This window comes from Pseudomonas sp. JAI111, assembly GCF_024809425.1.
Lineage (GTDB): Bacteria > Pseudomonadota > Gammaproteobacteria > Pseudomonadales > Pseudomonadaceae > Aquipseudomonas.
The window spans coordinates 323,608-338,118 of sequence record NZ_JANUCB010000005.1; the positions used below are offsets into that span (position 1 = coordinate 323,608).

The 14,511-nt window shown below is 57.6% G+C and carries 21 protein-coding genes; 9 read left to right on the top strand and 12 right to left on the bottom strand.

Going from position 1 to position 14,511, the window contains the following annotated elements; all coding sequences use genetic code 11:
• Nucleotides 1-53 precede the first annotated feature (53 nt).
• The 12 genes from HNR03_RS18245 to HNR03_RS18300 all read right to left on the bottom strand — a co-directional run bounded on the left by HNR03_RS18245 (nt 54) and on the right by HNR03_RS18300 (nt 10,722).
• Nucleotides 54-398 carry a head decoration protein gene (locus tag HNR03_RS18245; RefSeq protein ID WP_259155014.1) on the bottom strand — a complete coding sequence of 115 codons (345 nt, stop codon included), beginning with the start codon at nt 396-398 and terminating at the stop codon, nt 54-56.
• Entirely contained in the window at nt 395-1,555 is a 1,161-nt protein-coding gene (locus HNR03_RS18250; protein WP_259155015.1) for a head maturation protease, ClpP-related, read from the bottom strand. The genes HNR03_RS18245 and HNR03_RS18250 overlap by 4 nt, the downstream gene beginning before the upstream one ends.
• Nucleotides 1,552-3,033 carry a phage portal protein gene (locus tag HNR03_RS18255; RefSeq protein ID WP_259155016.1) on the bottom strand — a complete coding sequence of 494 codons (1,482 nt, stop codon included), beginning with the start codon at nt 3,031-3,033 and terminating at the stop codon, nt 1,552-1,554. Before HNR03_RS18255 ends, HNR03_RS18250 begins: the two co-directional genes overlap by 4 nt.
• Nucleotides 3,034-3,240: a phage head-tail joining protein gene (locus HNR03_RS18260; protein WP_054048667.1), complete on the bottom strand. Its 207-nt coding sequence runs from the start codon at nt 3,238-3,240 to the stop codon at nt 3,034-3,036.
• A 1-nt stretch (nt 3,241) separates the two neighbouring features.
• Nucleotides 3,242-5,260: a phage terminase large subunit family protein gene (locus HNR03_RS18265; RefSeq protein ID WP_259155017.1), complete on the bottom strand. Its 2,019-nt coding sequence runs from the start codon at nt 5,258-5,260 to the stop codon at nt 3,242-3,244.
• A gap of 6 nt (nt 5,261-5,266) precedes the next feature.
• Nucleotides 5,267-5,833, bottom strand: a complete 567-nt coding sequence (locus tag HNR03_RS18270; protein WP_259155018.1) for a hypothetical protein — start codon at nt 5,831-5,833, stop codon at nt 5,267-5,269.
• Between the two features lie 160 nt (nt 5,834-5,993).
• Entirely contained in the window at nt 5,994-6,338 is a 345-nt protein-coding gene (locus HNR03_RS18275) for a phage holin family protein (RefSeq protein WP_259155019.1), read from the bottom strand.
• Nucleotides 6,339-6,864: 526 nt separating this feature from the next.
• Nucleotides 6,865-7,230, bottom strand: a complete 366-nt coding sequence (locus HNR03_RS18280) for a hypothetical protein (protein WP_259155020.1) — start codon at nt 7,228-7,230, stop codon at nt 6,865-6,867.
• The gene (locus HNR03_RS18285) at nt 7,223-9,442 is read right to left on the bottom strand and encodes a VapE domain-containing protein (protein WP_259155021.1); all 2,220 of its coding nucleotides are present in this window, start codon (nt 9,440-9,442) and stop codon (nt 7,223-7,225) included. Before HNR03_RS18285 ends, HNR03_RS18280 begins: the two co-directional genes overlap by 8 nt.
• Nucleotides 9,432-9,659 (bottom strand): TraR/DksA family transcriptional regulator, encoded by a 228-nt coding sequence (locus HNR03_RS18290; protein ID WP_259155023.1) that lies wholly within the window; start codon nt 9,657-9,659, stop codon nt 9,432-9,434. Before HNR03_RS18290 ends, HNR03_RS18285 begins: the two co-directional genes overlap by 11 nt.
• Nucleotides 9,652-10,170 carry a phage regulatory CII family protein gene (locus HNR03_RS18295; protein WP_259155024.1) on the bottom strand — a complete coding sequence of 173 codons (519 nt, stop codon included), beginning with the start codon at nt 10,168-10,170 and terminating at the stop codon, nt 9,652-9,654. The genes HNR03_RS18290 and HNR03_RS18295 overlap by 8 nt, the downstream gene beginning before the upstream one ends.
• A gap of 327 nt (nt 10,171-10,497) precedes the next feature.
• The gene (locus HNR03_RS18300) at nt 10,498-10,722 is read right to left on the bottom strand and encodes a helix-turn-helix transcriptional regulator (RefSeq protein WP_259155173.1); all 225 of its coding nucleotides are present in this window, start codon (nt 10,720-10,722) and stop codon (nt 10,498-10,500) included.
• Between the two features lie 103 nt (nt 10,723-10,825).
• Here HNR03_RS18300 and HNR03_RS18305 point away from each other — a divergent pair, with 103 nt between their 5' ends.
• The 9 genes from HNR03_RS18305 (at nt 10,826) to HNR03_RS18345 (ending at nt 14,511) form a co-directional block, all read left to right on the top strand.
• Nucleotides 10,826-11,563, top strand: a complete 738-nt coding sequence (locus tag HNR03_RS18305; protein WP_405046061.1) for an XRE family transcriptional regulator — start codon at nt 10,826-10,828, stop codon at nt 11,561-11,563.
• A 249-nt stretch (nt 11,564-11,812) separates the two neighbouring features.
• On the top strand, nt 11,813-12,403 hold the full coding sequence (locus HNR03_RS18310; RefSeq protein ID WP_259155027.1) for a hypothetical protein: 591 nt from the start codon (nt 11,813-11,815) through the stop codon (nt 12,401-12,403).
• A gap of 9 nt (nt 12,404-12,412) precedes the next feature.
• Complete coding sequence (locus tag HNR03_RS18315) at nt 12,413-12,697, top strand: phage antirepressor KilAC domain-containing protein (RefSeq protein ID WP_259155028.1); 285 nt, start codon at nt 12,413-12,415, stop codon at nt 12,695-12,697.
• Nucleotides 12,698-12,722: 25 nt separating this feature from the next.
• Nucleotides 12,723-12,863: a hypothetical protein gene (locus HNR03_RS18320; RefSeq protein ID WP_177327850.1), complete on the top strand. Its 141-nt coding sequence runs from the start codon at nt 12,723-12,725 to the stop codon at nt 12,861-12,863.
• Entirely contained in the window at nt 12,856-13,176 is a 321-nt protein-coding gene (locus HNR03_RS18325; RefSeq protein WP_259155029.1) for a pyocin activator PrtN family protein, read from the top strand. The genes HNR03_RS18320 and HNR03_RS18325 overlap by 8 nt, the downstream gene beginning before the upstream one ends.
• An 84-nt stretch (nt 13,177-13,260) precedes the next feature.
• On the top strand, nt 13,261-13,680 hold the full coding sequence (locus tag HNR03_RS18330) for a hypothetical protein (protein WP_259155030.1): 420 nt from the start codon (nt 13,261-13,263) through the stop codon (nt 13,678-13,680).
• A complete protein-coding gene (locus HNR03_RS18335; protein WP_259155031.1) occupies nt 13,677-13,898 on the top strand; it encodes a hypothetical protein in 222 nt (73 codons plus the stop codon). Before HNR03_RS18330 ends, HNR03_RS18335 begins: the two co-directional genes overlap by 4 nt.
• Before the next feature lie 89 nt (nt 13,899-13,987).
• Nucleotides 13,988-14,260 (top strand): hypothetical protein, encoded by a 273-nt coding sequence (locus tag HNR03_RS18340; protein ID WP_259155032.1) that lies wholly within the window; start codon nt 13,988-13,990, stop codon nt 14,258-14,260.
• Complete coding sequence (locus HNR03_RS18345) at nt 14,257-14,511, top strand: DUF4224 domain-containing protein (RefSeq protein WP_259155033.1); 255 nt, start codon at nt 14,257-14,259, stop codon at nt 14,509-14,511. Before HNR03_RS18340 ends, HNR03_RS18345 begins: the two co-directional genes overlap by 4 nt.

Below are 14,511 nucleotides of genomic sequence, written 5' to 3' on the forward strand. Positions count from 1 at the left end.
CCAGAAATTGAAAAGCCCGCTCAAGGCGGGCTGGGTAAACGTGACTAAAGGTCCTAGCGGACGATCAGAAAATGGGCGGCCAGGTCTTTCTCGGCCTCAGGGTCCAGTCCGGTCAGGTGCACTTCGCTGACCTCCGCCAGACGCACCACGGCGCGACCCCGGCGCACGATGTCCGACGCCCCCAGTGGCCCGAAGAGAATCGCCACAGCGGTCTGGGTGCCGTCTTCAGCGGTCGGGTGGTACGGCGCGAATTCACGCGTCGCGGTCACCAGCCCCAGGACTTGCCCTGGATACAGCGCCGGACCTGCCACAACGTTGATCGATTCACGCGAAATGTTGCCGGCGCCCTCGGACAGCAGAAACTCACCTGCGTGGATCGGCTCTTTTTTGATGGTCATGGTCTTGCTCCTTTCGCGCCGCGCGCAGTTCCAGATTGGGCCGCTTGTCGCGAAGCCCAGATCGAGGTGGGATCAGGTTGTTTGGCCAGCACCTTGGGCGCTGGGTCGTCATCCAGCGGCAAGCTGTTGTCGATTTCAAAGCCCTTGCCGCTAGTGACAATTTTGTCGAACAGACGCGCCCGAACTGCTGCAGCATCCAGCCCCGCCGTAACGTATTCGGCGCTGAACTCCGGTAAACGAGCCGCCACGCACAGATCATTCACGGCCTTGGCACGTGCCAACCCGGCCAAGACGAGCTCTTCGCTTTCGAGCTGGGTCGAACTGAGAAGCGGCTCGACCAGATTGGTGATGCCCGCCGCCGTGCAGCGCTGGGTGATCATCAGTGCCAATTTGGCCGAATCGACCACCGGCGGCACCAATGGTGGATCGACCGGATCCAGCTCCAGATCCGGATCCGCTTCCGGTGGCTCGTCGAGCTGGGCCAACAACTCAGCCGGCGCATGCTGGTAACGCTGCAACACACCACCTTGGCCAAGGCAGGCCTTGACCTTGATGCCGTCGCCGACTTCATCGGCCAAGCCCAAGGCCACCGCCTCATTCGCGGTAAGCCAGGTTTCAGCGGCGACCAGCCGACGCAGTTCGACCTCATCAATCTCCGGCGCCTTCGCTTTGTAGGCTGCGATGATCGCCTCCATCGTCTGGTCGAGCGCATCGGCCACTTTGCGGAAATCTTCGGCATCCCCGCTGGCGTAGGTCCAGGGGTTGTGAATCATCAACATGGCATTGGCCGCAATCACAACCTTATGCGCGCCGCACACCGCTACGCTGGCAGCGCTGGCAGCCAACGCGTCAATCCGTCCGGTACAACGCTCACCCAAACGCGACAACGCGTTGTGCATAGCCAGCCCGTCGAACAAATCGCCACCGATGCTGTTGAACGCCGCAATCACCGGCGATACACCGTCATCCATGGCCCGCAGGTCTTGCACGAACTGATTAGCGGTAATGCCCCAGGTACCGATCTCGCCATAGACAAAGACTTCGATTACTCGCTCGGCGGCCTCGCCGTTGGCCTGCACGGCGTACCAAGTTTTGTCCTGAACCTGCACCCGCTGCCCAGCGCGGTTGTAAATGCGCGGTAGCGCTTTTTTGCTCATGGTTGCTCCTTGTCGTCGGTTGTTTCGACGGCATCCAGGGTGTTGTAGTTGAGGCCCAGTGCTGTGGCCCGTGCCAGATCGGCGGCGTTTTCCTGATCGACCGTTTCAGCGTCGTAGCCGGTGCGCAGAACCATCTCGCTGCGTGAGGCAAAGCCGGCCTGCACTTCCATCCGCCGGGCTTGCACGTCCTGCACCGGCTGGATGTAGGCCCAACCTTGCGGCACCCAGCGGGTACGCAGGTAGTCGCGGCGTTTCTGCGCGTAATCGTCCAGCTCCAAGACACCAGCCAAGACGGCCATGTCCATCCAGGCCGCCCGCACTGGGCGACAGAGCTGGTGGACGTAAACGCTGAATTGCAGTTGTTCCAGGCGGCGCCGAAACTCGTTGAGCACCACCCGTAGCGCTCGGTCGTTGATGCCGCGCATGTCGCCGGTGAGGATCTCGTAAGGCGTACCGGAGCCGGCGGCTGCCGCCATCAGTTGTTGCCGCATGAAGTCTGGATAGTTGTTGCCCGCGTCCGGTGGTTTGGAGAACTCCACCTCTTCACCTGGCCCCAACTCCTGCATGGTGCCGGGTTCAAGGGCGACCATCGGTGTGAAGCCATCACGATCCAGATTCAACGGAGCGCCTGTCACCGGATCTCTGGGTACAGGCCCAGACTCCGGCGTCGGTCGCTTGATAAAGCCGGCAAACAGGTTGGCCACTTCCTGGCGAAACAATACGGCGTCGTCGTAATTGTCGAGACTGCGCAGACGCTTGAGCACCGGTGACAATCGCGGCACGCCGCGCAGTTGACCAGGCTCCACCGGTTCAAAGATGTGCAGCACCTGAGAGGCTGGCACTCGCACCAATTGGTTATAGCCAGCGTTCAGCGACGCCGCATCACGCGGATGCGAGAGGTACATCCAGTACGCCACGCGCTTGCCGCCGGGGTTGAACTCGATTCCCGCGCGGATAGTGTTGCCGGCTTTAGTGCTCTCATACTTGTCGTGCGGGACAAACTCCGGCGCCAAAATCTGCAGCTGCAGCGGAACCGCCAATCCCTCGTCCAGGCTACGCGGTCGTAACCGCACAAAGCACTCACCCGAGGTTTCAACCGTGCGCGCCACCAGGCCCTGCTGGCCGTAGAAATCGGTACGATCATCCGCATCTGATTCATCGACCCAATCGCCCCACAGCTCCTGTAGCAACTTGCGTAAAGCATCGTCCTCAGTGGTCGGCCGCGGAGTGATACCCGTGCCGATCAGGTTGCTGACACGCTTGTCGATCACGTTGAAGGCATACGGGTCATTGCGAACCGCTGCCCGAGAGCGCGAACGCAGGTTGCGCAGTGCCGGGGTGTTGATACTGTTGATCCCGTTGTCGGGAGCATCCCAACCAGTGGAGCGCCGGCCCTCCCCGGCGCCTTCGTAACTGGCTTTGATGTTCGACGGCAACACGAATCCGTTACGGGTCAGAGTCGGAAAGTGTCGGGCCATTTAGAGTCCTTTGCCCCCGTGGTATAGCCGAACCGCACGCGAACGCGGCCCGGCAGCGTTGACCAGCGACGAGCGAATCTCTTCGCGCGCCCTGAGCAGTTCGTCGACAGTTCGGTACTCCACGGTACGGTCGGTGTAACGCACGGTTTTCTCACCGCGAGCGATGGCCGCCTCAACCGCGTCGAGGTGCTTCTGGGTAAATGACATATCAGCGTCTCTTCAGGTAACCGCTGGTGGAACTGCGGCGTTGAGGTGGTGGTACGACAGGTCGCGATTGGGCGACTGGAGCGACCGGAGCGACAGGTGGCAGATTTGACTCATGTGCAGGAAATCTATCATTGGATTCCTGAACTTCGATCGGAGTGCTGACGGTCGATTTTTCGACAAACAATTCAGACTGGGCAAGCGCCTGAGCGACACGATCCCAATCACGTTCCTTGTATCGATCCAGCCCCAGGTAATGCGCCATCGCAAGGCAATACACCATCAGGTCTAATGCCTCGTTGCGCTCGGACTTGCCCTTAATCCATTCGGTCACTGGCTTATTTTTGACGTAACGTGTGATGCGGCGCTCAGCCACGCATTGGGCAAAAAAGTCGTCTGGCAGATCTTTGGCAAAATGCAACGCCCCCGGCCCTGATTCGAATGGGTAGCGGTTGTAGATCCAGTCCTTTGCCGTATCAGTACCGACGAACCACAGCTCGGCGCCGTTGCGTTCAGTCTGGCCTCGCCATGTCACATCGACCATCGAAGGCCGCTGAGCAATCGGAGGTTTTCCCGGTTTGCTTGCGCCTTTGATGGCGAACACATTGCGCCACCGGCGGACACGGCAAAACTGATAAACATCGTTGGTGTGGTGACCGCCCGTATCGATAGCGGTCGCCAAGATCGTCAAACCGACACCACAGGGATGCCAATAACGAGCCTTTAGTTTTTCATCCAACGCATACCAGGTCTGTTCATCCGAGGGGTTACCCATAATCACTTGGTGGTCGATGACCCAACGCTCCATCCCGATGCCCCAACCCATGACCATGAACTCAAGCCGATTCGCTTGAACGTCAACGGAGGCTGTAAGCATCAGGGCACCGTTCGGAACAGAGCCCAACACGTAGTCTTCCTGCAATGCACGCGCCTGCAGTACGCTGGCCTTGGTCTGTTCCTGAGTGCTGTCCCAAACCTTCGCCAGGCGTGTGTTAAAAAACACCTGCATCGCTTCAAGGTCACCGCTGGCCTGTTTGATAACGGCTTCGTCGTAATCCTTGGCCATCGACAACCAACTGGTCCAGCCCAACGGTGCGTACAGTGCATTGAGATGAAAGCCTACGGTTTCACCATCCCCTTCAGCATGAGAACGCCACTCGCCGCGAGCCAGCATTTCACCCTTGTGATGTTCTTCAATCATCGCACCACAATCAGGGCCGCTGCAGAGGTACTCAATCCGGCTGTAATCCTCGGTGTACTTGAGATTTTCCCACTCCAGTACTTGCATATGCTGACAATGAGGACACGGAACGTAGTAGTAACGTTGATCACTCATGGCAAACAGATCAGCAATACGCGAGGCCCCCTTAAGGGTCGGTGAGCTGGAAAAGTAAAACTTGGCCTTTCTGCCAAAGGTACTGCCCCGGATCTCGGCCAGCTTGACCGGGTCACCTTCGTTGCCCACATCGACCTCCCACCGGTCGATCTCATCACCATAAATAAAACGCGCCGCCAGCTCCGCCAGGTTGGCCGCGGAACCCGCCGTCACCGCGTAAAGCGTACCGCCTTCAAACTCTTTAGTGTCCTGGGTGTTCTTCGCATCACGCGAGCGTGGTGCAGCCACTCGCTCACGCAATACGGGCGTCGCATCAATCGTTTTACTGATCCGCGACGAAACCCGTGAAGCGAGTTTAAGCGTGGGTAGTAGCGTCAAAATGTTTGAGGGCGACATGTGAATTAACGCGCCTATCCAGTTCAGGGCGATCTGGGTTTTCATGAGTTGCGAAGCCACCATGGTAACCACGCGTTTGCACGGATGAGCCGGAGACAAGCAGCGCATGGGTTCACGGGCATAGGGCGTGCGGGATGTCCGATATTGGCCTGGCTCAGCGGCACCCACACTGCGTGGAATTCGCATGTATTCATCCGCCCATTCATCGACCCAAAGATCCGGATCAGGGCGTAAGCCACGCAAGTACGCCACACGGTAGACCTCTGCTCCGTCTGCGTATGGGAAATGCATAGGGGGTCAGCTCTTGGTGGTTAATGCTCGGGAAAGATCACTGGCAGACATGCGCTCAGCATCTTCGAGTGTTCTGCGAATTGCTGCCGTCAGGTGTTTTTCGATGTCCCAAGGATCGGTCATCGCGACCAGTTCCGGAGCAATCTGCGGCGGCATGCCGAGGAGCAAATCACGCAACATGCGCCCGGCTTCGAAGGCGGCTTTGTCGACGACGTCAGCCTCAACTAAAGAGCCATTTTCTTTACGTACCTGGCTTTCAATTTGCTCTGCTTGAGCATGTTCGCGCCGCGCACGAGAGCGTTGATAATCAGGAATGGCCGGCTGCGCAACGGCAACAGACTGCTGGACAGGAACCGGCTGTGGGACCGCTGTACGCTGCATGTCCTGAGTATGACGGGCCGTCACGCCGACCTTGCTTGGATCACGCGTCATGGCCAGAAATTGCTCGCTGGCATCAACATCGATCAACCCTGCTTCATCCAACACCAACCGATTATTGAGTATCAGCTTACTGATGTGCTGCTTGGACCAGCCCTTCAGCTCGCCGTATTCCTTACGTGTCAAAAAAGCCATGTAGCCTCCTATCTCCAAGCCCGGTCAACTGGTCAACTAGTCAACTGAGGTCAACTAACTTTGAAACTCAGCCACTAACGAAAAGCCGCGGGTTTCCGACCCCGTACCCTCGGGATAACCCCAGGGTCCCCGGCGGTTTTCGGCGCACCAGATCGGTGCATCACCCTTGCTCGCCCCCGGCGGGCGGGACTTCGCAGACGCCCAGCCGTTTGGCGGCCCAGCGTTCGTAAAGTCCGATGGCGACATCGGCGCCGGCCATCGCCGTCAGGCAGCCCAATGCGCCCGCCGTCCAGATCGACATGCCGGCGGCGATCATCAGCATCATCGCCGACACGCCGCAGACAATGCAGGCACCAGATCGCAGTGCCAAGCGCCGCAACAATGCCCAGCCCCGCGCCCCGTCCTTGTCGGCTCGCCACATCTCACCGGACACTCCGCCGACCAGAGCCAAGACGATCACTAACCAGATCGGCATCTCTGCCAGTGCTTGTTGCTCGTTCGTCATCGCCCTACTCCATAAACGCAAAAACCCGGCGCAATGGCCGGGTTTGGTGTGTGGTGCCTGCCGCTCTTTGCGGTCGCACCTATCGAAGATGAATACTTTTTACAGGTGGATTCCGGTGGCAGCAAGCGAGTTTTAATGCCATGGAGCAATACGGGTGCGACGTGGGTGTGACACAGGTACAACGCAGGTACAACGCATTCAATCGGCTATCGCTTCTGTTGCCCCGTCCTACCTGTCCCACCATGCAGAGTCGAAGTAGGACAGCTACAGGCGCCTAAATTCGGGACTCTGCCCTACTGTCCTACCTTACTTAACTTTCTCTTGTGTATAGAGAGAAAACTAAAAGCACGCATGCGCGCCACAGGCGCGACTACGTACCCGCTATGCTTACGTGTGCATGGGGCGGGCACAGGTTGGACAGTAGGACAGCCCAGGAACGGCGCGGCCTGCACTTGTCCGACTGCTCTAAATGGCAGTCGGACAAGGCCGGACAGTAGGACAGTGGCACGCGGAGTGATACCAGAGGTCACGCAGCTTTCCCCATCAACATGCCAGCAATGTGCAGGTGCGCTTCGTGCAGACGTTGGTAATAGGTATCGCGACTGCAACCGCAGTGGGTGTACTTCTGCGAGAGAAAGCTTTCGTGATTGCAATAGTGCTCCCACACCACCACCGACAGATGCGCCGGAAGATGCTTGTTCACGATCAGCTCGATATCCGCCGATTCATCCAACAGCACCCGACTGCCGCGAGTCCCACGTATCAGCTCGCCCTTGCACTCCATCAACATCGCAATCATGTTGCCTCCACCAGATCCGGCAAAGTCGGGGTTCATCGGAGAATGCAGATCCTGCGCCCAGAGCTTGAGCATCTCATCAATACGTTTAATCATCGAAGCACGGCTCCTCTACCAGGGTTGCCTGCAATGCAGCCGTACGCCCCCAGGTCTCTGGCTTCTGATAGGCCCACTGCCGGATTCCGCTCTTTGCCAACGCCGGCATGCGCTTCTTCCGCCAGCCCAGGCGATGCATGATCGCACCGACCCGCATCTGCTCCGGCTTGCCCCAATGGCCGACGTCTAACTTAAGAGCCTGGATCAAGATCTCATTGCCGGTGGCGGTTTCACCGATCTGAGACTCCTCCAACCAGGTCAGGATCGGACCTTCCCACTCGTCCACAACAAAGCGCTCGTCCTGTGCCTCGGCGAACATCCAAGACTCGTCCTTCGTCACCCACCAGATATCGCCGGCCTCGAAGCAGAACACCGCTTCAGCCCACAGCTGATCGCGGATCTCGCGTAGCTTTTCTAAGTCGACCTTGTTGCAGAATACCGGCCAGTAACGCCGGTTCCCGGTAGCGTCCTTGAGGTATTCCTCTTGGTTGGTGGTACCCACGAACACACACTGGCGTGGTACGTCATTCGTTCTGCGGCCGTAGCTTTCGCGGTAAGTGTCGATGGATGCGGAGAAAAACTGTTTGGCCTTGGTGCTTTCTGCCTTGTTGAAGCTGTCCAGCTCACCCAGTTCGACGATCCATTTGCCACGTATCGCCTGGAAACTGTCCTTGTCGCCAAGGGCAAAAGGCGTGTCCATAAACCACTCGCCACCGAGAATGCCCATGGCCGTGGACTTACCTTCACCCTGCCCCCCTTCAAGAATCATCACCGAGTCAGCCTTGCAGCCCGGGCGCATCACCCGAGCCACCGCCGAGATCGGCCAGCGCTTGCCCACCTTGGCCGAGTACTCATTGGCCTGGACTCCGAGCACGTCCGTCAGCCACGTTTCCAACCGAGGTACGCGGTCCCATTCGAGCTTTTCGAGGTACTCACGTACCGGGTGAAAAGAGTGGTCGTGGGCAACCACGCTGACCGCCTCGATCACATGGGATGCCTTGACTCGCAGGTTGTATTGCTGCGCGAGCCACTTCATCACCCGCATGTCATCGATGTCGGCCCAGTCGCCGGCACCGCCGCCAAAGGGGGCGGACCGCAGTTTGACGATCTTGGAGCTGAATACGCTGTAACCGATGACACCCGCCCAGCGCTCGTCATTGCCCAAGATCAGCTCGACGTTCTGCATGTGCGCGATCAGGGAGCCATTTTCGGTGCGGGCCAGTTGATCCTTCCAACCACCCGCTGCAGGAGGTTTGACCACCGCCAACACCTGGCGCCGGACAGCCTCCAATCCTTCCGCAACATGTAGATCGTTGAAGTCAGTCCACTTAATTTCGCGCTCGCCCGAGAAGACCGGTGCGACCACCTGACCGCCGACGATCAACGCGGCGTTATTGGCTTTTTCTTCACCAGGGTTCCAAGGATCGCCATTAGGGCGCTTGGTTTTCCAATCATCGTCCCGACAGAGGATCAGCGGGCAACCCGGAAAACGCTCCCGCATTGCCTTGGAGACCGGCAGCAAGTTACCCGCATCAAACGCAATAGCGACCGTCAGCGAGGTCGCCATGTGCAGGCTGGCGCCCGTGGCGTAACCCTCACACACCAATACCGGTTCACCTGGCTCAGGGTGCGGGCCGATCAAGTGGAAAGCGCCCTCTTTGGACATGCCGTAGGGCCAGTAGGCTTTGTCACGACCGGTGTCTTCTTGCTTTGTCGGGAAGATCACCTGCAGGCCGACGATCTGGTCTCGCACGTTGCACATAGGCACCAAAAACGCGCCGGTACGAGGCGCATAGCGGACCTTGAACCCCACGATCTGTTTTCGATCCAGATAGGCACTCTTGCCCTTTTCCGGCATGCGTTTGAACAAACCGGCTGCGCGGTTAGCTGCTCGCCGTGCCGCGTTGGCCGCCACCTCAGAGGCCTTACGCTTAGCATCTTCCTGCCGGACACGCATTACCTCGCGCTCTTCTGGACTCATGCGCCCAGACTTCACCTTAATCTTTTGCGACTCGCCCGAACGCCAGTCACCGAAGCTACCGAAGATCAGCGTTTCGTTCTTCTCGGTGTGATGCTCGTGTACGACGTACCAGCCATTCTTTTCCTTGCCCTTGTCCTGAGAGGTTTTGCACCGGGTGAGCTTGCCAAAAATCAGCGGCTGTTCAGGCTCAAGCCCGTAGTCTGCGAATTGACCCAATACCTCATCGAGCATGACGGGCCTCCTGCGATTCGTCGATGGACCGGCAGATCACACACAGAGTGCAGCCCGGGAGTGCGAGTCTGCGAGCTTCAGGGATGGGATCATCGCAACCTTCGCAGAACAGGAATGAATAAGCCGCCGAAGCGGGCTTGGCGGCGTTACGTGCAGCGAGTGCCTGATCAAGACGTTCCTGCACGAGGTCGTTGGCAAAATCTGCGATATCAGCCACGGTCGACACCCCGCGTCGTTTGATTGACGTAGGTAGCGCGGTTGAACATCCCCAGCAGCCCTTGAATACCGCGAAACACCTGCAGGCGAATCGCGGCCAGTTCTTGGTCCGTCACCACGCCATCGCCAATACTCTTCGCCCAGGTATCCGCCAAATCAGCAACCTGCCGAAAATACTCAGCAATGCCGGTAGTCAACGTTTCAGGCATGTCGTTGGTGTATGCCTCGGCCAACTCCTGCCAGGTCGTATCCCCTACCAACGCGTGTACGGCATCAAGAATGCGGCGGTCCTTGGTCAGCTCCAGGATCTCGCCGAACTCCTGAATGTTCACGGAGTGGCTTGGATGCGTGGGAGATAGCTTATGCTGCAGCGTGGTGGCGTTTCTGCCGGTGGTGGCGGCAATTGCGGCGGCTCCGCCGGGATAATCCCGAGCAGCATGGTAAAGCGCTAGGTCGAGGGGCAGAATTTCCCGCTGCGCCCGTTCTACAGAACTCAGAGCGATTCGGCTCATGGCATTAATCCTTATAAGTTGCCAGTGCCGCGCGACATGCAGTGGTGATACATTTGTCGCGTGGCTTGAAAGGGCCCAAACGCCGGCTAGATCTTCAGGATCGACACCGGCACCGTGCCGAGGCAAACGATCCGTCGTTCACCTCTGGCGCAACAGCTGCCTAATCTGTGGTGGAGAAGGCAGCAACACCAAGGCATCCGTGCCTTGGAAAGCGCGGTAAAGATCGACGGCTTGCATGTGGTGTGCCCGTCTTTCTTTATCGCGACCCGACAGCGCTGTGGTGGTGTGTGTCGGGAGGGACTAGGCGACCGTTGGGTCGCCTTTTTTCTAAGCCGCTTTTATTTCGTCCTGCTCTGGTGGAAAAACATCATCCAGTGAACAAGCAGCCCCTAATTGATTTAGCGCTGCAGTGATCGCTCGACACTCGGCCAGACCAGCTGTACGGCGACCAGCCTCGTAATTACTAATGCGCGTCTGAGTCCAGCCCAGCGCCGCTACTAATTGACGTTGCTTAATACCTGCTTTCTCTCGATGTTCAGCTATCCGATTCATAGTCGTTGTCTCCGATGACTCGCAGCCATAATAAGCACGTTTCGTGAACTTTTCAACACGTAAAGTGCGAAAAAAAGATTTCATTGCGTGGTAAAAAAAGCACATGAACACACTCGGCGCACGCATAAAAAAACTCAGGAAAGCTAACGGCATGAGCCAGCAGGAGCTGGCTTTTGCCTGTGGCTGGGAATCACAGTCTCGGATTGGTAATTATGAAAGAGGCACCCGGCAACCTAACCTGCAAGACCTTAAAAAGCTCTCAGATGCTTTAAAGGTTCCCTTCACTGAGCTGGTAGCAGGGGCGGAAAGCCCCATCACGCACAATGCGGCCTCTCAAGGCGCACCTCTTTACACACGGGATCGGGCTACATTGAAAGTAGTTGGCAAGGATCAGGACGTTTCTAGCAAAGCGGGCCGGGCGAAAGAAGGAAGAGTTCCAGTGGTAGGGAATGCACAACTCGGCAATGAAGGCTTTTTTGAGGCCCTAGATTTCCCGCCCGGTCACGGCGACGGCTACTTGAACATCCACAGTGACGACCCCGATGCGTACGGACTAAAGGTCACGGGAGATAGCATGCTTCCCCGGATTAAGAACGGCGAATTTGTGCTTATAGAACCTAATAAAAGTTACTACAGCGGCGACGAGGTGATGGTGCGGACAGCCGCGGGTAGGACGATGATCAAAGAGTTCATTTATCTGCGCGATGGCATGTACAGACTCGACAGCGTAAACGCTGAACACGCGCCGATTCACATTGCCGAATCAGACATTATGGAAATCCATTTGGTGGGCGGCATTCTTAAATCATCACGATTTTTGCACAGCACAGCCGAATTTTAATCACGGTATGTATTGACACACAGCAGCACGACGCGTGATATTTGCCTCACTCTTCACCACAGAGCGAGGCAATACCATGCACACCACTGCAACCCTGCACGTCCATCCGACTGCTGATGAACCCTTCCGCATCCTTGAAGTTCGCCGCATTGCACGCAATTGCGGCTGCACGTTCATCCCTAGCAAATCCAAGCCGCAAGCCCGTACTGCACCAGCTCCGTTCGATCCAAACGACGGAGGACGGGCAGCATGAGCAAGTTCAAACTCGACAACCGCACCCTGCAGCTGCTCAACGCCCAGGTCAATTTGAGCGGCACTTTCAATCACGTACTCAGGTCGGCCCCGAAGCGCGAGGCCGTAGCATTTCGCCTCAAGGTTGAACGCAGCACATCGGACACCCTCTTCGTCATTGAGCCGGGTAGCGAGCGCCACACGCTAACCCTACCGAACGAAAAGAAGATGCACCTCAAGCTGGCCGACTTCATTGAAGAGATCGTAAACGGCCCGCTCGACACCTCTGATACAACCGGCCTGCAGAACGCTCCACACTCCAGCCGCGAATACGCCCGGTTTGATATCGAGCATAAACAGCGAGTATTCGAGCTAATTCGCACCGGCGGCTCCGTGAGCCTCGACATGGGTTTCGAACAGCCCATCCATATCGCGATCCATCGAACCCAAACACGCACCGGCATCACCACCATCATGAGCATCGGCATGAAGCGCCCGCGCACGAAGTGCTTCAGCGTGTGCGGTACCGATGCTGAGATTTACGAAAAGGTAGCCGAATCCATCAACCACCTGGCTGCAGTGGCGACTCCCGCCGCGCATGCAGCCTAAGGAGGATCCATGGATCGCACGCTCGCCCAAACCGCCAAACACCTGGGAATCACCCGCCCCAAGCTGATCAGCCTCATGCGAGAAAAGGCGCTGCTCAACGTGCAAAACCTTCCGGCTTATCCGAATCGGGATCGTGAGTATCTGGGCGTCAAAAACGGTAACTGGTATCACGAGAAGCTCGGCATGCAATACAGCCAGTCAACCCGGGTGAAGCAAGCCGGCATTCGTTGGCTCGCCGAGCAACTGGGTCTGAACGTACCAGAAATCTCGGTAGACAATCGTGACGTGGCCTAGGGAGTACGCCCGCCAGATTGTCGCCATGCAAACACGCGAGGAGCGCAATGCCGCGCTCCTTGAAGTGCCTGACCATCTGCGGGAGTTGACCAAACGTCACTGCCTGAACGCCTGGAATCACCCGTCACGACTTAAACGCAAGGAGGCTGAGCAACCGCATGAATAACGCCAACCAAACACCGCTACGACTACTTCCCGCACCGGATAGCTCCACCGTCGAAATGCTGCACCACCTCTTCGGCGACGTGCTTATCCCCCTAGAAAAGCTGCGCGTGCACTACTTCAAGAACCTCAATGAAAAGACGTTCACGGAAGCGATCAATAGCGGACGGATTCAACTCCCGGTGACCACCATCGACGAAAGCGTGAAGGCATTGAGGTATGCCCATATCAGGCACGTCGCCGCCTTGATCGACATCCGCGCCTACAAAGCAGACGAAGACATGCCGCGACCGTCAAACGACAAGCCGGAGGCGTGAAATAACACCTGATCCTGACAACGAATAAACAACCAACAATCGGCTGCCACCACCAGCCAAGCGAAACCACCAGGAGCACACCACATGACCGCAATACAAATCGGCGCATTGATCGTTCTGATCGTACTTGTCGGACTCACCTATTGGGCAGGCTATCGCGGCGGCCTTATCGATGGACGTATCGAAGGCATTGACGAAGGCAAGGCCATTCAACAGGCAGACAACTCGGAATCGATTCGGGGACTGCAACTTCTTGCTGATCAATGGCACGGCCATTACGAATCAATCTACGCACGCTACACGCGCGCTTTAGACGCTTCCAAGCTGGGAGAGACAGAACGTCAAACCCTGCTGGAAATCGCAGAAAAACTGCGAATCGCTGCCGAGACGTTCAGCGCATTCCGTACAGGCAAGAAACTCGAACGCGACACCCTTGCGCTACGAAATCAAGCGCTTGCCATCGCCGCTCTCCTGGAGCCAGAAGCTCTGGAGAAAGCAGCATGAATAGCCATATCCCAATGTTGCGCCTGACACCCCAGGCAGCCGGCGAGCTGCAGGGGCGATGCACCAAAGCCACCAGCCAGCTGCAGGAGCTGATGCGCTTTCGCAAAGAGTTCGACCGGCAGCTGGCCCTGCTGATCGGCAACGACGCCGTACGCAAATTGAACAAAGACACCAAAAACGCTCTGCTACTTGCGGACCTGGTCAAGGAGGCTGCATGAGCCGAGATTCTCGCCACCATCGCAACACGGCTCACGCGTCACCAGCGCCTAACGGGCCAACTCGCTATAAAACACCGGAGGAAAGCGGCATGACGATGGAACTGCACACCACCCAAGCATCGACCGTTTTGCTCCGCAACGCAAATGGCGTCGACGCACCAGAAACAAACAGTCTCTGCTGCGCAGCAGCAGGCATTATTGCCCCACTCAGTGCCACTGCCGGGGCACTTATACCCCACGAAAAGCTGCGCGAGGCAGCCACACCCTGTGCAACGCTAATCGCTCAGAATCGCCCGCCCGCGCAGCCTGTTGTGGGGTATACGCAGGTACAGGCTGCCACCATCGCTCAGGAGGCAGCATGAACAGAGAGAACTCGTTTCATCTGTCGAGTGAGACGCTTACAGAAGATGAGTTGGCCGCTATCACAGGCTACAAAATTCCGTCCTGCCAACGTCACTGGCTGCAACGCAACGCTTGGGAACACGTGCTCACAGCCGCACAACGCCCCGTTGTAGGCCGCGTGTACGCCCGCCTGAAGCTAGCCGGGGTAAAACCATCAGCAACCAATGCGGTAGCTGAAACCTGGTCCCTTGATCTTTCACGTGTAGGTTAA

Bases quoted from the DNA above. Each gene is read 5' to 3' on its own strand.
- HNR03_RS18245 (WP_259155014.1), bottom strand. From the start codon at position 398: ATGACCATCAAAAAAGAGCCGATCCACGCAGGTGAGTTTCTGCTGTCC.
- HNR03_RS18250 (WP_259155015.1), bottom strand. From the start codon at position 1,555: ATGAGCAAAAAAGCGCTACCGCGCATTTACAACCGCGCTGGGCAGCGG.
- HNR03_RS18255 (WP_259155016.1), bottom strand. From the start codon at position 3,033: ATGGCCCGACACTTTCCGACTCTGACCCGTAACGGATTCGTGTTGCCG.
- HNR03_RS18260 (WP_054048667.1), bottom strand. From the start codon at position 3,240: ATGTCATTTACCCAGAAGCACCTCGACGCGGTTGAGGCGGCCATCGCT.
- HNR03_RS18265 (WP_259155017.1), bottom strand. From the start codon at position 5,260: ATGCATTTCCCATACGCAGACGGAGCAGAGGTCTACCGTGTGGCGTAC.
- HNR03_RS18270 (WP_259155018.1), bottom strand. From the start codon at position 5,833: ATGGCTTTTTTGACACGTAAGGAATACGGCGAGCTGAAGGGCTGGTCC.
- HNR03_RS18275 (WP_259155019.1), bottom strand. From the start codon at position 6,338: ATGACGAACGAGCAACAAGCACTGGCAGAGATGCCGATCTGGTTAGTG.
- HNR03_RS18280 (WP_259155020.1), bottom strand. From the start codon at position 7,230: ATGATTAAACGTATTGATGAGATGCTCAAGCTCTGGGCGCAGGATCTG.
- HNR03_RS18285 (WP_259155021.1), bottom strand. From the start codon at position 9,442: ATGCTCGATGAGGTATTGGGTCAATTCGCAGACTACGGGCTTGAGCCT.
- HNR03_RS18295 (WP_259155024.1), bottom strand. From the start codon at position 10,170: ATGAGCCGAATCGCTCTGAGTTCTGTAGAACGGGCGCAGCGGGAAATT.
- HNR03_RS18300 (WP_259155173.1), bottom strand. From the start codon at position 10,722: ATGAATCGGATAGCTGAACATCGAGAGAAAGCAGGTATTAAGCAACGT.
- HNR03_RS18305 (WP_405046061.1), top strand. From the start codon at position 10,826: ATGAACACACTCGGCGCACGCATAAAAAAACTCAGGAAAGCTAACGGC.
- HNR03_RS18310 (WP_259155027.1), top strand. From the start codon at position 11,813: ATGAGCAAGTTCAAACTCGACAACCGCACCCTGCAGCTGCTCAACGCC.
- HNR03_RS18315 (WP_259155028.1), top strand. From the start codon at position 12,413: ATGGATCGCACGCTCGCCCAAACCGCCAAACACCTGGGAATCACCCGC.
- HNR03_RS18320 (WP_177327850.1), top strand. From the start codon at position 12,723: ATGCAAACACGCGAGGAGCGCAATGCCGCGCTCCTTGAAGTGCCTGAC.
- HNR03_RS18325 (WP_259155029.1), top strand. From the start codon at position 12,856: ATGAATAACGCCAACCAAACACCGCTACGACTACTTCCCGCACCGGAT.
- HNR03_RS18330 (WP_259155030.1), top strand. From the start codon at position 13,261: ATGACCGCAATACAAATCGGCGCATTGATCGTTCTGATCGTACTTGTC.
- HNR03_RS18335 (WP_259155031.1), top strand. From the start codon at position 13,677: ATGAATAGCCATATCCCAATGTTGCGCCTGACACCCCAGGCAGCCGGC.
- HNR03_RS18340 (WP_259155032.1), top strand. From the start codon at position 13,988: ATGACGATGGAACTGCACACCACCCAAGCATCGACCGTTTTGCTCCGC.
- HNR03_RS18345 (WP_259155033.1), top strand. From the start codon at position 14,257: ATGAACAGAGAGAACTCGTTTCATCTGTCGAGTGAGACGCTTACAGAA.